At 73.3% G+C, this 16802-nt stretch carries 10 protein-coding genes, 1 tRNA gene and 2 pseudogenes; 8 read left to right on the forward strand and 5 right to left on the reverse strand.

All coding sequences use genetic code 11. The features are described from left to right. Positions 1–321 precede the first annotated feature (321 nt). Together C1A33_RS09375 and C1A33_RS09380 are read left to right on the forward strand one after the other, a co-directional pair. The gene (locus C1A33_RS09375) at positions 322–837 is read left to right on the forward strand and encodes an HNH endonuclease (protein ID WP_101831130.1); all 516 of its coding nucleotides are present in this window, start codon (positions 322–324) and stop codon (positions 835–837) included. Positions 838–939: 102 nt separating this feature from the next. Then, complete coding sequence (locus tag C1A33_RS09380) at positions 940–2625, forward strand: SDR family oxidoreductase (protein ID WP_101831131.1); 1686 nt, start codon at positions 940–942, stop codon at positions 2623–2625. Here C1A33_RS09380 and C1A33_RS09385 read toward each other — a convergent pair. Further along, positions 2617–4890, reverse strand: a pseudogene (locus C1A33_RS09385) (ATP-binding SpoIIE family protein phosphatase); the annotation flags it as partial. The gene C1A33_RS09380 and the pseudogene C1A33_RS09385 sit on opposite strands and share 9 nt — an antisense overlap. 292 nt (positions 4891–5182) lie before the next feature. Between C1A33_RS09385 and C1A33_RS09390 the strand changes: the two are divergent. Next, positions 5183–6862, forward strand: coding sequence for a glycoside hydrolase family 13 protein (locus tag C1A33_RS09390; RefSeq protein WP_243407356.1), 1680 nt, complete (start codon positions 5183–5185; stop codon positions 6860–6862). A gap of 31 nt (positions 6863–6893) precedes the next feature. Beyond that, the gene (locus C1A33_RS09395) at positions 6894–7316 is read left to right on the forward strand and encodes a globin (protein WP_101831133.1); all 423 of its coding nucleotides are present in this window, start codon (positions 6894–6896) and stop codon (positions 7314–7316) included. Between the two features lie 89 nt (positions 7317–7405). On the opposite strand, the gene ettA is transcribed toward C1A33_RS09395, so the two are convergent. Then, positions 7406–9088 carry an energy-dependent translational throttle protein EttA gene (gene ettA / locus C1A33_RS09400; RefSeq protein WP_101831134.1) on the reverse strand — a complete coding sequence of 561 codons (1683 nt, stop codon included), beginning with the start codon at positions 9086–9088 and terminating at the stop codon, positions 7406–7408. Positions 9089–9268: 180 nt separating this feature from the next. On the opposite strand from ettA, the gene C1A33_RS09405 reads away from it, so the two are divergent. Beyond that, positions 9269–10609 carry a DUF1254 domain-containing protein gene (locus C1A33_RS09405; RefSeq protein WP_101831135.1) on the forward strand — a complete coding sequence of 447 codons (1341 nt, stop codon included), beginning with the start codon at positions 9269–9271 and terminating at the stop codon, positions 10607–10609. 63 nt (positions 10610–10672) lie between these two features. Here the strand turns inward: C1A33_RS09405 and C1A33_RS09410 are convergent, their stop codons facing one another. Both C1A33_RS09410 and C1A33_RS09415 read right to left on the reverse strand, forming a co-directional pair. Then, positions 10673–12874, reverse strand: a complete 2202-nt coding sequence (locus C1A33_RS09410; protein ID WP_341477207.1) for a DUF7846 domain-containing protein — start codon at positions 12872–12874, stop codon at positions 10673–10675. Positions 12875–13037: 163 nt separating this feature from the next. After that, positions 13038–13751, reverse strand: coding sequence for a single-stranded DNA-binding protein (locus tag C1A33_RS09415; RefSeq protein WP_101831136.1), 714 nt, complete (start codon positions 13749–13751; stop codon positions 13038–13040). A 430-nt stretch (positions 13752–14181) separates the two neighbouring features. Between C1A33_RS09415 and C1A33_RS09420 the strand changes: the two genes are divergently transcribed. Both C1A33_RS09420 and C1A33_RS09425 read left to right on the forward strand, forming a co-directional pair. After that, on the forward strand, positions 14182–15081 hold the full coding sequence (locus C1A33_RS09420) for an aldo/keto reductase (protein ID WP_101831137.1): 900 nt from the start codon (positions 14182–14184) through the stop codon (positions 15079–15081). A 168-nt stretch (positions 15082–15249) separates the two neighbouring features. After that, positions 15250–15322: transfer RNA gene (locus tag C1A33_RS09425), tRNA-Arg, on the forward strand. Positions 15323–15430: 108 nt separating this feature from the next. On the opposite strand, the pseudogene C1A33_RS09430 reads toward C1A33_RS09425, so the two are convergent. Beyond that, positions 15431–15565: pseudogene (locus tag C1A33_RS09430) on the reverse strand (site-specific integrase); the annotation flags it as partial. 176 nt (positions 15566–15741) lie between these two features. On the opposite strand from C1A33_RS09430, the gene C1A33_RS09440 reads away from it, so the two are divergent. Then, the gene (locus tag C1A33_RS09440) at positions 15742–16416 is read left to right on the forward strand and encodes a 2'-5' RNA ligase family protein (RefSeq protein ID WP_243407358.1); all 675 of its coding nucleotides are present in this window, start codon (positions 15742–15744) and stop codon (positions 16414–16416) included. Positions 16417–16802 lie beyond the last annotated feature (386 nt).

Genomic DNA, 16802 nt, shown 5'->3' on the forward strand with positions numbered 1-16802 from the left:
CCCCCGGAGGTCATCGGAGATCAGTCTCGCCGATGGGGCCAGCCCACCGGCGCGCACCCCCGGGATCCGGCGGTCCGGCGCCCGTACGGCACCGCACCCCCAACCCGGACATCAGGTCGACGCTGCGTAGCCAGAATCTCCCCAGATGGTCGGCAGAGAGTGACAAACGCCACCAGATATGTGCAGCGACACGGCACGAAAGCCGATGACCATGCAAACAGGCTCGCGTTCTGCCGCGGAAGAAGGTTGACTGTCCATTGTCACCGGAGACGCTGGGTAGGTCGGTCCGTTATGGACCCTCGGTGGGCAGGAGGTCCGCGCGTGGCAGAGGCGTTGGTTCTCAATGCCACGTATGAGCCTCTGTGCGTGGTGTCGCAAAGACGCGCGCTTGTCCTGGTCCTGACCGAGAAGGCCGTGATGGTCGAATCGGCCGGCCAGGTCCTTCGGTCCGCGGCGGCATCGGTCGACGTTCCGATCGTGGTCCGGTTAGCGCGTTTCGTTCGGGTGCCGTACCGCTCACAGGTCCCCCTGACCCGCAAGGGTGTGCTGGCCAGGGATCACCACCGCTGCGTGTACTGCAACGCGCCCGCGACGTCGTTGGATCATGTCATTCCTCGCTCCCGAGGGGGCGCGCACGTATGGGAGAACGTCGTGGCGGCCTGCGGCCGCTGCAACCATGTCAAAGCCGACAGGGCCGTCGCGGATCTCGGTTGGCGGCTTCGCACGGCGCCCCGCGCGCCGAGCGGAGCCGCCTGGCGCATTCTGGGGTCGCGTCGGATGGATCCACGCTGGTCGGCCTACCTGAGCACGGACGTGACCGAGGCCGCCTCCGCCTGACCGGGGCGGTCGTCCGCTCGCGGCGTGAGGTGCCGGCCCGGGACGGCGGAACCCGGGACGGTGGGACGGGATAGCGGACGGTCCGCCGGGCAGGTAGGCGGTGTGCGCATCCTGGTGACCGGGGCGACCGGCTACATCGGCGGCCGGCTGGCTCCCCGGCTGCTCGACCGCGGGCACGAGGTGCACGCGATGACCCGCGATCCCGCCCGCCTGCGCGGCATCGAGTGGGCGGACCACGCCCGCGTCGTCCAGGCGGACGCGGGCGACCCGCTGGCCCTCACCGAGGCGCTCGCCGGCATCGACGTGGCCTACTACCTCATTCACTCGATCGACGGCGGAGGCGACTTCTCCGCGGTCGACCGGCGAGCCGCCACCGCCTTCGCCGCCGCCTGCCGGGCGGCCGGGGTCCGCCGCATCGTCTATCTCGGCGGCCTGGCACCGGGCGGTGGCGACCAGATCGCCCTGTCCGCCCATCTGAGCTCCCGCCAGGAGGTCGCGCGCATCCTGCTCGACTCGGGGGTTCCCACCCTCGTGCTGCGGGCGGCCGTCATCATCGGCAGCGGCAGCGCGTCGTTCGAGATGCTGCGCCACCTCACCGAGCGGCTGCCGGTCATGCTGACGCCGCGCTGGGTGCGCACCCGGATCCAGCCGATCGCGGTCCGCGACGTGCTGCACTACCTGCTCGGCGCGCTGGACGTGCCCGCCGGCGTGCACGGCTCGTTCGACGTCGGCGGCCCGGACGTGCTGACCTACGCCGAGATGATGCGCCGGTTCGCGGCCGTGGAGGGCCTGCGGGACCGGATCATCATTCCCGTGCCGGTGCTCTCGCCGGGGCTGTCGTCCCTGTGGGTCGGGGTGGTCACCCCCGTGCCGAAGGGGATCGCGCGGCCGCTGGTGCGCTCCCTGCGCACCGAGGTGATCGTCGGTGACGGCGGCGCGGTGCGCCGCTGGATCCCCGATCCGGCGGACGGCCTGCTGCCCTTCGACACGGCGGTCGCCTACGCGCTCGCCCGCGTGCGCGAACGCCGGGTGGAGACCCGATGGTCGACGGCGGTCCTGCCGGTCGGCACCGGCGCGCGCGGCGGTGGGGCCGACTGGGTGCCCGGCCCGCCCGGGGAGCCCGCGCCGACGGACCCGCAGTGGAGCGGTGGCGCGCTCTACGTCGACGAGCGGGAGGCCGCCGTGGCGGCCGCGCCCGAGCGGCTGTGGCGGGTCATCGAGGGCATCGGCGGGGAGAACGGCTGGTACTCCTGGCCGCTGGCCTGGTCGGCGCGCGGCTGGCTCGACGGGCTGCTCGGCGGGGCCGGCCCGCGCCGGGGCCGCCGCGACCCGCAGCGGATGCGGGTCGGCGAGGCGCTGGACTTCTGGCGGGTCGAGGAGGTCGAACCGGGCCGACTGCTGCGGCTGCGCGCGGAGATGAGGATGCCCGGCGACGGCTGGCTGGAGCTTCGGGCGGCCCTCGGGCCCGACGGGGGGACCCGCTACCGGCAGCGGGCGGTCTTCCTGCCGCACGGGCTGCCCGGCCAGCTGTACTGGTGGGCCGTCAGCCCGTTCCACGCGGTCGTGTTCGGCGGCATGCTACGCAACATCGTGCACGCCGCCGAGGGCTCAGAACCGGCCGCGCCCCTGCGCCGGCGGATCGGCCGGCGGCGGGCCGCCCATCGGGGCGGTGCCGTGGCGCCCGGCGTCCGGCCCGGCGCCGTCGGGGACCTCGATGTCGAACCAGACCCGCTTGCCGTCACCGGTCGTCTCCACGCCCCAGGCCAGGGACATCGCCTCGACCAGTAGCAGACCCCAGCCCGACTCGGGATCGGGCCGGTTCTCGGCCGCGGCGCCCGGCCGCGGCAGGTGCGCGCCCTCCCGGTCCTCCACACTGATCCGCAGCCGCCCGGGCTCCAGGAACGCGCGCAGCACCAGGTCGCTGCGGGCGTGCAGGACCGCGTTCGTCACCACCTCGCTGACCAGCAGGGTGGCGTCCTCGACCGAGGCGATGCCGTAGTCGACCAGCACGGCGCGGATCGCCATCCGGGCCTGGCCGGCCGAGGCGGCGACCGCGGGCAGCGCGAGTTCGAGCAGCGGCGGGTTCACCGCGAGCGTGGTCAGCACGACCAGCGCCGTGTCGTCGTCGGTGCGGCTGGGCAGGTCGGCGGCGAGCAGGCAGCGCTCGAGCAGGGAGCGGGCGGTCTCCTCGGCGGGGCCCTCCCCGGTACCGGCGACGGTGTCGGGCCCGAACCAGCTGCGCACGGCGAAGCTGCCGCCGCGGGCGCGCCGCCGCCGCTCCGCGCCGGTGTGGTGCTGCTGGGCGTGGCGGCGGTCCCGGCCGCTGCGGCGGTCGGGCATGCCCGGCGGCGGGCCGAGGGAGGGACCGGGGGCCCGCCGGTCGGTCCACGGCTCGTCGGTCCGCGCGTCGTCCGGCCTCGTGCCGCCTGTCGGCGCGGCGTCCATCGTCGCGCCGCCGGGCACCAGGCCGCCCGGGCTCGCGCTCGGGCCGTCGGCACTGCCCGCGCCGGTGAGGTCCGCCGGGCTGACCGGCGGGGCGCCGCGGGCGGCGGCCGCGCGGGCCCGCTGCTCGGTGAGCCCGCGGCGCAGGCCCTGCAGGCCCTCCGCGAGCGGGCGGCGTCGCGACTCGACCAGCCCGTCGGTGAACAGCACCAGCGCGGAGCCGGGCGGCAGAGTGACCGTCATCTCGCTGAAGCCGGCGCCCTCGCCGACGCCCAGCGGCAGACCCGGGTCGAGCACCAGGTAGTCGGGATCCTCGTCGGGCAGGATCACGAGCGGGGCGAGGTGACCGGCGTTGGCGATGACGGCCCGGCCCGTGTGCCGGTCATACACCGCGTAGGTGCAGGTGGCCATCTGCAGGCCGGGCAGCAGGTCGACGACGCGGTCCAGCCGGGACAGCACCTCGGCGGGCCCCCAGTCCTCCAGCGCGTACGCCCGCAGCGCCGCCCGCAGCTGGCCCATCACCGCCGCCGCCTGCAGCCCGCGGCCCATGACGTCACCGATCGCGACGCCGAACCGGCCGCCGGACAGCGGGATCACGTCGTAGAAGTCGCCGCCGACCTCCGTGCCGGCCGTGCCGGGCCGGTACTCCATCGCGATCTCGACGCCGTCGAGCGCGGGCGGGTTCGCCGGCAGCAGCGAGCGCTGCAGGGTCAGCGCGGACTCCTGGGCCTCGCGGTAGCGGCGGGCGTTGTGCAGCGCGAGGGCACCGCGCCGGGCGAGGTCCTCCGCCAGATCGATCTCGGCGTTGGTGTAGTGCCCTTCCGGGCGGCCGACGGTGAGGACGCCGACGATCTCGCCGCTGTCCGCCAGCGGCACGCTCATGGTCGGGCCGGCCTGGACCCGGCGGAACTGCTGGTAGGCCAGCTCGTTCGGGAAGGGCACCGCGGTGCGCAGGCTGCCGAGCTCCGGCACGCAGAAGACCTGCCCGGTACGCAGCACCACGCCGGGCGGGTACTCGTCGTCGAGTGCGGGCGGCAGCGCCGCGATCATGGCTCGTAGCATCTGGGCGACCCGCTGGTCGACGACCACCGACGCGGCCAGGCTCACCTCGTCCTCCGTGCGCAGCCACACCAGCGCGACGGTGCCGAGCCGCGGCACGGCGAGGTCGGCGAGCAGGTGGACGACCCGGTCGGGGTCGAGGGTCTCCGCGAGCACCAGCGCGGCGTCGGCGAGGAACGTCGAGGGGGCGCAGCAGGAGGGATCGGTCCGCTCCGCGGACGGGGGGCCGCCACGCAGCAGGCGGGCGACGCCCCTGGCCGTGCGCAGCCCGATCGAGGCCGAGCTGCGCAACTGCCGCGTCACGACGGCGGCCATCGAACCGTCGCCGCCGGCGACGTCCGCCCGGCCGAGGATGGCGGACACGCGGGGCCTCATCCCAGCGGCCGGCCCTGCACGGAGGGCTGGATCCACCCGCCCCCGATCAAACCCGACTCCCGGGACCGCACCGTAACAGCCAGTCACCTGGTCCACCCGGGGAAGTCTAGTTCGGTAACCGGATATCGCGCATCGCGAGAATGTCGACCCAAGCAGGGAGCGGTACCCCATCGCCATCCCTTCGCGCGTCTCGGCCCGCTATGCCACCGACAACCGTGCCATCTGACAGCCTGGTCAGCGCCATCCGCGCCTCCGCCGCCTCCGCCGCCTCCGCCACCGACCATCGCGGCACGGGCCGCCCCGAGCCAGGTGATCCCGCCGCCACCGCGACGCGCACGATGACGGGTGGTGGGGTACCGACCCGAACAGGACCAGAAACGCCAGGAAGGATCACATGGAGACACACCGTTCCGGGCCTGATCATTCCACATCGAATCGACCGGATGGGACACGGACGGTATCTGGGGATATGCCTGCCCGGCAGGACGCCGGCACCCGACCGGCGAGCGGCGGCCGGGACGCCTCCTGGTGGCGGCGCGCGGTCCTGTACGAGGTCTACCTGCGCAGTTTCGCGGACGCGGACGGCGACGGCGTCGGCGATCTGGCCGGGCTGCGCCAGCATCTGCCCGCGCTCGCCGAGCTCGGGGTCGACGCGCTGTGGATCACGCCGTTCTACCGCTCCCCCATGGCCGATCATGGCTACGACGTCGCCGACCATCGGGACGTGGACCCACTGTTCGGCACGCTGAGTGACGTCGACGCGCTGCTCGCCGACGCGGCCGCGGCCGGCCTCGCCGTGCTCGTCGACCTCGTCCCGAACCACTCCAGCTCGGCGCACCCGGCCTTCACGGCGGCGCTGTCGGCCCCGCCCGGCGACCCGCGGCGCGACCTGTACGTCTTCCGCGACGGTCGCGGCGCGCACGGCGAGCTGCCGCCGAACAACTGGGAGTCGGTGTTCGGCGGCCCGGCCTGGACCCAGATCGCCGACGGGCAGTGGTACCTGCACCTGTTCGACGCCGAACAGCCCGACTGGAACTGGTCGCACCCCGCCGTGCGCGCCGACCACGAGGCGACCGTGCGCTTCTGGCTCGACCGGGGCGTCGATGGCTTCCGCATCGACGTCAGCCACGGCCTGGTCAAGGACGCCGAGCTGCGCGACAACCCGCCCGGCCCGCCGCTGCTCCCGGACGCCGGCTTCCGGGACGAGGGCGAGCCGCGGGTCTGGGACCAGGACGGCGTGCACGAGATCTACCGGACCTGGCGGGCGATCGCCGACGAGTACACCGCGCGCGACGGCCGGCCCCGGATCCTCGTCGGCGAGACCTGGGTGCGCGACCCGGTCCGGCTCGCCCGCTACGTGCGGCCCGACGAGCTGCACCTGACCTTCTCGTTCTCCCTGCTCGCCACGTCGTTCTCGGCGCCGGCCTGGCGGGCGGCGATCGACGCGGAACGCGCGGCGCTCGGCGCGGTCGGCGCGCCCGCCACCTGGGTGCTCGCGAACCATGACGTGGTCCGCCCGGTCACCCGTTACGGCGGCGGGTCGGCGGGCGTCCGGCGGGCGCGGGCGGCGCTGCTGACCCTGCTCGCGCTGCCCGGCGTCGCCGTGCTCTACCAGGGTGACGAACTGGCGCTGCCGCAGGCGGACGTGCCGCCGGGCGCCCGCCAGGACCCGGTGTGGACCCGCTCCAAGGGCACCTCGCCGGGCCGGGACGGTGCCCGCGTGCCGCTGCCCTGGTCCGGGGACGCGCCGCCCTACGGGTTCACCGCGCCGGGCGCCGCGCCGTGGCTGCCGCAGCCGGACGACTGGGCCGGGCTCGCCGTGCTCGCGCAGGCCGGCGATCCCCTCTCGACGTGGCTGCTCGTGCGGGGCGCGCTCGCGCTGCGCCGGGCCCTGCCGCACCTGCGCGGCGAGGAGCTTCGCTTCCGCGACGACGTTCCCACCCACTGCCTCGCGTTCGACCGGCCGCCACCCCCGGCGGCCACCTCCGGGGGATCGGTCGGTATGACGTGCGTGATGAGCACCGGCCAGGAGGTGGAACTGGCGATCTCCGGGCGGCTGGTGCTCGCCAGCGGACCTGTGGGTTACGACGGCGCCGTGCTGTCCCTGCCCCCCGACACCACCGCGTGGGTCGCGCCATGGGAGGGCTGACCGGCCTCACCCGTTCGAGGCCGGGTGCCGCCTGGCGCACAATGGACGAGTGAGCCAGTCCCCCACGCCGGCCCAGCCCACGACGACCTTCTACGACGCCGTCGGCGGGGAGCCGACGTTCCGCACGCTGGTCGCGCGGTTCTACCAGGGTGTGGCGAATGATCCCGTGCTGCGCCCGCTCTACCCGGAGGATGATCTGGCGGGCGCCGAGGAGCGGCTGCGGATGTTCCTCATCCAGTACTGGGGCGGGCCCAGCGAGTACCAGCAGGTGCGGGGCCACCCGCGGCTGCGGCTGCGGCACGTGCCGTTCGCGATCGGCCCGGCGCAGCGCGACGCCTGGCTCGCGGTGATGCGCGCCGCGGTCGACTCCCTGGACCTGCCGCCGGACCAGTTCGACACGCTCTGGGGCTATCTGACGATGGCCGCGAACTCGCTGCAGAACCGCCCCGACTGACCATCCGACCCTCCGCGGCCCGCGAAACGACATCCGGCCGCCGCCCGCGCGGGTGTGCGTGGGCGGCGGCCGGCCGCACGTTTCTCGGGTCAGTCGCGGGTGAGCTTGCGGTAGGTCACCCGGTGTGGGCGCGCGGCCTCCTGGCCGAGCCGGTCGACCTTGTTCGTCTCGTAGTCGGCGAAGTTGCCCTCGAACCAGAACCAGCGGGCCGGGTCCTCGTCGGTGCCCTCCCACGCGAGGATGTGGGTGGCGACCCGGTCGAGGAACCAGCGGTCGTGGGAGATGACCACGGCGCAGCCGGCGAACTCCAGCAGCGCGTCCTCCAGCGAGCGCAGTGTCTCCACGTCGAGGTCGTTCGTCGGCTCGTCGAGGAGCAGGACGTTGCCGCCACGCTTGAGGGTGAGCGCCAGGTTGAGCCGGTTGCGCTCGCCGCCGGAGAGCACCCCGACCGGCTTCTGCTGGTCAGGGCCCTTGAACCCGAACGACGACACCCACGCGCGGCTCGGCAGTTCGGTCCTGCCGACGACGATGTGGTCGAGGCCGTCGGAGACGACCTGCCAGACGTTCTTCTTCGGGTCCAGGCCCGCCCTTGACTGGTCGACGTAGGCGATGTCGACGGTGTCGCCGATGACGAGTTCGCCGCCGTCCGCCGCGGCCTGCCCGGTGATCATGGTGAACAGTGTGGTCTTGCCGACGCCGTTGGGGCCGATGATGCCGACGATGCCGCCGCGGGGCAGGGTGAAGGACAGGTCGTGGATGAGCGGGCGGTCATCAAAGCCCTTGGCCAGCTTGCGGGCCTCGATGACCTGGTTGCCGAGCCGGGGGCCGGGCGGGATCTGGATCTCGTCGAAGTCCCGCGGCCGCGCCCGGTCCGCCTCGGCGGCCAGCTCCTCGTAGCGGGCGAGGCGGGACTTGCTCTTGGTCTGGCGGGCCTTCGGGTTGGACCGCACCCACTCGAGCTCCTGGGTGAGCACCCGCTGCCGCTTGGCGTCCTTCTGGCCCTCGACCTTGAGCCTGGCCGCCTTGTTCTCCAGGTAGGTCGTGTAGTTGCCCTCGTAGGGCAGGGCGCGACCGCGGTCGAGCTCGAGGATCCAGCCGGCGACGTTGTCGAGGAAGTACCGGTCGTGGGTGACGGCGAGCACGGCGCCGGCGTAGCGCGCGAGGTGCTGCTCCAGCCAGGCCACGCTCTCGGCGTCGAGGTGGTTGGTGGGCTCGTCGAGCAGCAGCAGGTCGGGGGCCTCCAGCAGCAGCTTGCACAGCGCGACCCGGCGCCGCTCACCGCCGGACAGCAGCGACACGTCCGCGTCGCCCGGTGGCAGCCGCAGCGCGTCCATCGCCTGGTCGAGCTGGCTGTCGAGCTCCCAGGCGTTCACCGCCTCGATCTTGTCGATGAGCTCGGCCTGCTCGGCGAGCAACGCGTCGAAGTCCGCGTCGGGCTCGGTCATCTTCTCGTTGATCTGCTCGTAGCGGGCGAGCACCTGACGGATCTCGCGCACGCCGTCCTCGACGTTGCCGCGGACGTCCTTGGTCTCGTCGAGGGCGGGCTCCTGGGCGAGCATGCCTACGGTGTAGCCCGGGCTGAGGATCGCGTCGCCGTTGCTCGGCTGGTCGATCCCGGCCATGATCTTGAGAAGGGACGACTTCCCGGCCCCGTTGGGACCCACCACCCCGATCTTCGCCCCCGGCAGGAAGGCGAGGGTCACGTCATCGAGGATGACCTTGTCGCCATGGGCCTTGCGCGCTTTGCGCATCTGGAAGACGTACTGCGCCATGTCGTCAACCCTAGGGCATCGCTGAGGCGGCGAGGACGCCGGTGATCGGTGCCGGGCCGCGCCCGTCTCGCCACCCACGGTGCCGGACGCCCTCCCACGCGGCGGAGGTGGGTAGCGCGCGCCGATTGCGGGCACGCAACGTGGGAGAACCGGCACCGGGGGACGGGGACGAGGACGAGCATGCGTGCGAGCGACCATCGGTTCGGGCTGGCAGCCGAGGCCTACATCTTCGGGTATCCCCTGGTCAGCAGCGTGCGCCTGCAGACCCGGCTCGCCGTCGACGGGGTGGGCACCGCCGCGGGCCGCGGGTTCAACTCCTTCTACCACCAGCGGGAGCTGCCCGGCCCGAACTCGGAGTTCGTCAACGTCGACGGCGACCTGCTGTCGTCGATGGCGCAGGTCGACCTGACGCCCGGCCCGTTCGTCCTGCACGTACCGGACGTCGGTGACCGCTACTTCCTGCTGATGTTCGTCGACGCCTGGCGCAACACCTTCTCCTATCTGGGCTCGGGCTCGGGCGGGGGCGGAGGCTCCTACGTTCTGGTCCCGCCCGGCTGGCCGGGCCGCACGCCGCCGACCATGACCCGCATCGACGCGCCTACACGCCTGCTGACGGTGTTGGGCCGCATCGGGCTGGCCGATCCGCGGGAGGCGGCCGAGGTGTACCGGCTGCAGAACGGGCTGCATCTGCACGCGCTGGACCCGGACGCCCGCCTGGCCGAGGGTCCACCGGAACGGTCGAAGAGCGTGTGCGACGACCTGCGGTTCTGGGAGGAGCTGCGGATCTGGCTGCGGGCCTTCCCCCCGCCGCCGGCCGAGTTCGACCACGCCCGCCGCTACGCCCCGCTCGGGATCTTCGAGGACCCCTCTCCCTACGTGGATCCGGACCCGTCGCTGACCTGGTCGCTGCGCGGTGGGCTGCGGGCGGGCCGGGACGGCCTGGAGCGGCTCGCGCAGGTCGGCCGCGCGCAGCGCAACGGATGGTCGAGCGCTCCGCACGCCCTTGACTTCAATCTCGACTTCCTCGGCCCGGGCACCCGGGACGAACCCGCCTGGCGGATGGTGGATCGGGAGCAGGCGCGCATCGCCCGGGCGATGGCGGCCCGCTCGCCGTTCGGCCCGACCCACGGCTATCAGAGCGTCCATGCGACCTGCCTCGTCGACGGGGAGGGACGGCGCCTGACCGGAGCCCACCGCTACACGATGGATCTCGCCCCGCCGCCGGCGGCGATGTCCTGGACGCTGACCATGTACGACGCTCCCGGCTACTACCTGGTGGACAATCCGTTGTCCCGGTACTGGCTGGGCAGCCGCACCGATGGTCTGCGGGTCCGGCGGGACGGCTCGGTCCGCGTCCTCATCCAGTGTGACCCGCCCGCTGCCGGGGCGGACGAGGAGGAGCAGGCGAACTGGCTTCCGGCGGCCCCCGGCGACTTCCGCCCGATGCTGCGCCTCGACTGTCCCGCGCCGGAGACCCTCGAGCGCGACATCGCCCCACCCAGCATCCAGCGGATCGACTGATATCCGCGGGCTCCGCCGCACGCCACGCGCCGGACGCGAGCGGGGCCCGGATGCCACCGGCTGCTACCGGCCTCCGACCGCCGTCGCCGACGGTTTTCGGATCGATGCGACGGCCGCCGCGGCCCGCGGTTGCTCCGCCGGCGCGGCCGGCGGCTGTGCGGCGAGCCGGATGCGCAACGGTGGACGCGTCCCCGTGCCCACCGCGGCGACCTGCCCGACGGAGCCGAGCACTGTGACGGCCGGCTCGCCGCGGGACCCGGCCGCGGCCGGGTCGCGGGCGATCCGGACGGGAACGATCTGCTCGTCGACCGTGTGTTCGTGCCCCCGCGCGTCGGTGGCGCGCAGTTGCGCGGTGAGTGAGGTGCCGCGCCCGCGTGGCACGGCCCGCATGGTCGGCCGGGTACGCCCGCTCACCTCGGCGACGTCCCCGGGGTCGAGACCGTCCGCGTCCACGGTGAGCGTCACCGTGGCCCCCGCTCGGGGGTCGACGGGCAGGGACAGCTGCCGGGTGCCGGCGGTGAGCAGGAGGCGGGCCGATCGTGCCCGGGTCGCCGTGGGGGGCACGCCGACCGTGATCGTCATCTGTACCTGGTCGCCTTGGCGCACGGCGAGTCGTTCGAGCCTGGCCGCCGACGAGGATTCCGGTCCCCGGTCGTATCCGGGTGGGAGCCGCAGCAGGTACGGCGCCCGCTCGGGATGGTCCGCGAGGACGGCGAGGTCGTCCACGCCGCGCGCCACCGCGTAGAGCACCCGGCTGTCGAGGTCCGGTCCGTTGGCCGTCACCGGGGTCGGATGCCCGAGGTATCGGGGGCTCGCGGCGACGAACACGAGCGGCCGCCCGGGCATCCGATTGATCATGGCGTGTAGATCGCGGTCGTGGGAGGTGAGCGTGAGATTGTCCCGCAGCGCGCCGGTGAGCACGACCACGGTCAGGGCGAGGACCGCGGTGGCGACCGGGCTGATCACGGCGAGCGCGACCCGCCGCCCGCGGCCGAGCAGCGCCGACACCAGCGTCGCGCATCCCCAGCCGCCGAGGTGTACCAGCGGGATGAGCACGGGGACCACGTAGAACGGGCCGACGTAGCGGATCCCGCCCCACAGTTCGGCGGCGTTCCACGCGCCCCAGAAGCCGAGGTACCCGACCAGGAACAGCAGCCCACCGAGGCCCAGCATCGCGGCTGGGGCGGTCAGTCGGCGCCGGGCCGCCTGCGCGATCGCGGCCGCGGCCAGGACCACCCCGCCGCAGGCCCAACCACCCAGCAGCCACAGGTGATCGCCCACGGAACGCAGCCCGTCCGTGAATCCGAAGACATGCCGCCCGTCCTCCGGATAGAGCCGGCGCGGGCCGAAGCCGAGCCGGTCATCGGGTTCGAGCAGGGCGAACGGCAGACGCAGCGGGTTACCGGTGGCCGCCTGGTTCGTCAGCAGGAGGATCAGCGCGGGAACCGCGAGGCCGCAGGCCAACCAGCGCAGCAGCCACCACCGCCGGCCCGTCGAGCTCACGGCCAGCCAGACCGCGAGCGGCGCCAGCAGCAGCACCACGTCGTACGGGCGCACCGATGCCGCGACACCGAGTGCGAGCCCCGCGCACACCACCGGCCAGGCCTGCCGCCGGCGCCGGCCCCGCAGCACGCCGAGTACCGTCACCTGCAGCAGGACCAGCGCCGGTAGGTAGCTGAGCACCATGGCGCTCTGCAGCAGCATGAGCGGCGACAGCGCGAGCAGCGTCGCCGACAGCGCCGCCACCCGGCGACTGCCCGTCAGTTCCACACCCAGCAGGTACGTGACGATGACGGCGGCGGCGGCGACCGCCGCCAGCGACGGGTCGATGCTGCCGGTGACGATCAGGCCCGCGGCGAAGATCGCGGGAACGAACGGCGTGTACTTCAGCACGTAGTGGTCGTCGACCACGGTGCCGAGCCAGGGCAGGTAGGACCGGGCGGGATGGGGGGCGGGCGGGAACAGCCTCCCCTCGGCGAGGGTCCGGGCGTGGAGCAGGTAGAGGCCCTCGTCGTTGTTCACCGACAGCAGCGGGAACACGGTGTGCCGGAGCACGACGGCGGCGGTCGCGCTCAACACCGCGAGCACCGCGACATACCAGGCGACCGCCGGCATGGCCGCCAGCCGCCCGCGTGCCCGCCGCCACGGTGAGCGCCCGGTGGCGCGCCTCCCGGGCTGCGCCGGGATCGTCGCCGCCGAGGGCGTCGCCGGGGCTGCCGCCGCGCGCCCCGGGCGCTCGTCGTCCAGCGATCGTGGGGTCGCCACGGCCACAACGGTCTCCGCGCCAGCGGACGTGTCGCGCTCTCCGGCCGGCGGACCCGGCACGGGCTCGGGTCCACTGCTCTCGTGCCGGCTGTTCACTCCCGGCACGCTACCGAGCCACCACGACGGGTGGATCGCCAGGTCCATCTGGCCACCGCCCGCGTGGTCAGCGGCGGTCGGTGAGGGCGGAGACCGATCCCCAGGGCGGCATGACCGTGTCGGCTCCGGCCAGGCCGGAGCCGACGGCCGCTCCGAACGGCGCGCCGCTCGCCGAGGCGGCGGGCGGGGGGAACGCGCCAGCGGGATGCGGATCCCGCGTCCCGCCGATGGCCGAGACGCCGATCGACTCGTCGCCCCCGAAGACGTGGGACATCGCCCCCGCGCCGACGCCCACCGGCTGGGCGGGCTCCGGGGCCGGCAGGCCCTCCCCGGCGGACCCGCCCAGATCGACGAAGGGACCGCCGCCGGGCAGGTCCGCCTCCTCGCCCGGCGGGGGCGGCGGCTGGCTGCCGACCCGGCGGGCGAGGCGCTGCGAGCGGGCGGGGTGCCAGGTCAGCTCGGCGCCGACCGCGTCCGCGTCGATCTCGTACGTGACGCGCCGCTCCCCCTCGCTCGTCTCGAAGGACCGCTGGCGCAGCCGCCCGTAGACGAGGGCCCGGTCGCCGCGGGCGAGACTCGCGGCGACGTTGTCGGCCAGCTGCCGCCAGCAGGACACCCGCAGGAACAGGGTGGCTCCGTCCACCCACCGCCCCTCGGCCCGGTCGAAGCGGCGGGGGGTGGACGCCAGCCGGAAGGTGCACACCGAGGCACCGTTCGCGGTGGTCCGGTGCTCCGGATCGTCAACCAGGTTGCCGACGAGGGTGATGGTCGTGTCGAGCATGACTGCTCCTCGGGTCAGGGAGGAAACGGACGGGAGGTGCCGGTGCCGCGCTGCCTCCCCACTGTGAGCCGCTCGCGCGGCACGGCACAGGCCAGACCGCTCGTCTGTGGATGGCGAGGCGGTCTCCACAGACCACGCATCCCCCAACGGGGCCATCCGTCGCGTGGTCAGATCGTCCTGGTCCGGCGGCTCGCCCACCGTGCCCGGCAAACGGCCCGACCGACCCGGCATGGAGCACCGTGGCCGGGCCGAGCGGGAACACCCCGCCCGGTCGCCCGGTTGTCGCTGCGTGGAGGCGGGTGGCGCCGCGTCTGGCCCGATCCGCCCCTGTGACGTCCCACGGATGGCCGTGACCCGTCAACCCCACCGCGCCGCGGAGCTCCCGTCACCGTGCGGACACCCGTCAGTCAGTCGTACCCGGAGGACAGTGATGTCGACGACCACCTCCCATGCCACCACCAGCAACGACGGCGCCACCACCGCCACCGGCAGCGGCACCTTCCGGCTCGGTGGCGACCTGCCGGTCACCCGCCTCGGGTTCGGCGCCATGCGCATCACCGGACCGGGCATCTGGGGTCCACCCGCCAACCCGGACGAGGCCCGCGCGGTGCTGCGCCGCGCGGTCGAGCTCGGCGTGACCTTCATCGACACCGCGGACTCGTATGGTCCGCATGTCAGCGAGGACCTGATCGCCGAGGCTCTGTACCCGTACCCGGACGATCTCGTCATCGCGACCAAGGGCGGCCTGACCCGGCAGGGCCCGAACCGGTGGACCCCCGTGGCTCGTCCGGCCTACCTGCGCCAGCAGGTCGAGATGTCGCTGCGCCGCCTGCGCCTCGACCGGATCGACCTCTACCAGCTGCACCGCATCGACCCTGACACCCCGGTGGAGGACTCCCTCGGGGAACTGCGCGCCCTGCAGCAGGAGGGCAAGATCCGCCACATCGGCCTGTCCGAGGTCAGCGTCGCCGAACTGGCCCACGCCCGCACCCTCGTCCCGATCGTGAGCGTGCAGAACCGCTACAACCTCGTCCACCGCACCGCCGAGGACCTCCTCGACTACGCCACCCGCGAGAACATCGCCTTCATTCCCTGGGACCCGGTGAGCACCGGCCGCCTCGCCCAGCCCGGCGGCGTGCTCGACACCGCCGCCAGGGACCATGTCGCGAGCCCCGTGCAGCTCGCCCTCGCCTGGCTGCTGCGCCGCTCCCCCACGATGCTGCCGATCCCGGGCACCTCCTCGGTGGCACACCTGGAGGAGAACATCGCCGCCGCCGCGATCGACCTCACCGACAAGGAGTTCGCCGACCTCGCCCAGCTGGGCTCCTGACCGTCCACCGCTGCCTGGCCTGTGGGCTGGCGGGGCGCTCCTCGTCAGCCCACAGGGCCAACTCCGGCACCGCGACGTGCGCGTGTCCACCGGACGGCTGAGGCACGCGCTCCGCTTGCTACGCTGAGGCAGGCTGCCCGATGGACAGGGGATCAGCCTCCGTCCAGCGCGCCCGTAGCTCAGTGGATAGAGCGAGTGCCTTCTAAGCACCAGGTCGCAGGTTCGATCCCTGCCGGGCGCACTCGGGGATCAGGCCCGCATGCTGCGCCTTTTCGATCCCCTCGTCATGTCTGCCGGGGGGCCGAGCCCCCCGAGACCCCCCACGTGTAGCAAGCCGGTGTAGCAACGGTCATGGTCGGGGCCCGCTCAGGTGGCCGTCGAGCTTGCCCAGGGCCCGGCTCTTCTCCCCCATCGACGCATGCGCGTAGATCATCATCGTGACTTCGATGGCTGAGTGACCGGCGATGTCGCGGACGATGTGCGGCGCCGGCGTGCTCGTCAGCGAGGCGCTGACCATCGGCGCGGATCTGCGCTCCGAGGTGGTCGCCCGCCGGCAAAGGACTTCCTGACCAGTGCCGCCCAGTGGCGCCCGGTACCGGAGATCGCGAACGTAGCGGACTCGGTGCGATCGCGTGGACACTCACCGCATAGCCTCTGCCCGTGGCCCTCACCCCTGAGCAGCAGGTCGACGCCGAGGACTGGGAATCGTTCCGCCGCGCCGAGCGGATGACCGACCACTGGTGGTGGCGCCCGGGATGGCGACCCGACCGGCACTATCTGACCTGGTACCTCGTCTTCCAGGACCCAGCCCTCGCCGACTATGTCGCCGGCTTTCAGCGCACGCTCGCCGACCTCGGCTACCTCGACCCGGTACCCGTCGACGGGCTGCACCTGACCGTCCAGGGAGTCGCGTTCGCCGACGAGATGGACGCCGACCAGGTCGCCGCCCTCGGGAAGGCCGCAGACGAGCTATGCGCGGACCTCGAACGGTTCACACTCACAGCCGGACCGATCGCCGCCTACACCGGAGGCACATTCCTGCGAACCGCACCGTGGCAGCCGGTAGCCGAGCTACGGGAACGTCTACGCAGCGCCATCGGCCAGGTCCTCGGCACGGATGCGGTGCCCGACGAACCCGCCATGTTCAAGCCCCACATCAGCGTCACCTACGGCAACGCCGACCCGCCCGCCGCCGAGGTCATCCACCGCCTCACCAAGCTACGCCAGCAACCACCCATCAGCCTGCCCGCCACCAGCGTCGACCTCCTCGAACTCCGCCGGGACGGACACGCCTACCGCTGGGACATCCGCCACCACATCGACTTCACCGCCTGAAGACCGACCCGGGCACCACCCTGGCCAGGACCAGATGCCGCATGCCGCACCGTTGCCGAATCCGTCGTTTTAGGATCAAGAAGCGGTGCGGGCCGCGCCGCGAGGTCCGAGATCTCGGAAGCCTCGCCGGCAGTTCGGTCGGGGGAGCCAGCCGGGGCACGCCACGACAGAAGTCGAGCGGCGCGCGGCGCACGCCGGTGCACTGCCGGGAGACAGTGCCAGGGCGCTGCGCTCCCCGGGCAGCCTGACCCGCAGTCTGCCAGCGGCGAGACCGTCTATGGCCAATCCGCAAACCCGAATCTGGGGTCCCGTGTGGAACTACGAGAACGAACCGCTATGCCGTCCTATCCGGACGAGCATGGACGCTGGCAGACGAACGGGACCAA

The organism is Frankia canadensis (assembly GCF_900197875.1).
GTDB classification, from domain to species: Bacteria; Actinomycetota; Actinomycetes; order Frankiales; family Frankiaceae; genus Frankia; species Frankia canadensis.

Excerpts from the sequence above, each read along its gene's own strand:
- C1A33_RS09390 (WP_243407356.1), top strand. The coding sequence starts at position 5,183 with ATGCCTGCCCGGCAGGACGCCGGCACCCGACCGGCGAGCGGCGGCCGG.
- ettA (WP_101831134.1), bottom strand. The coding sequence starts at position 9,088 with ATGGCGCAGTACGTCTTCCAGATGCGCAAAGCGCGCAAGGCCCATGGC.
- C1A33_RS09405 (WP_101831135.1), top strand. The coding sequence starts at position 9,269 with ATGCGTGCGAGCGACCATCGGTTCGGGCTGGCAGCCGAGGCCTACATC.
- C1A33_RS09415 (WP_101831136.1), bottom strand. The coding sequence starts at position 13,751 with ATGCTCGACACGACCATCACCCTCGTCGGCAACCTGGTTGACGATCCG.
- C1A33_RS09420 (WP_101831137.1), top strand. The coding sequence starts at position 14,182 with ATGTCGACGACCACCTCCCATGCCACCACCAGCAACGACGGCGCCACC.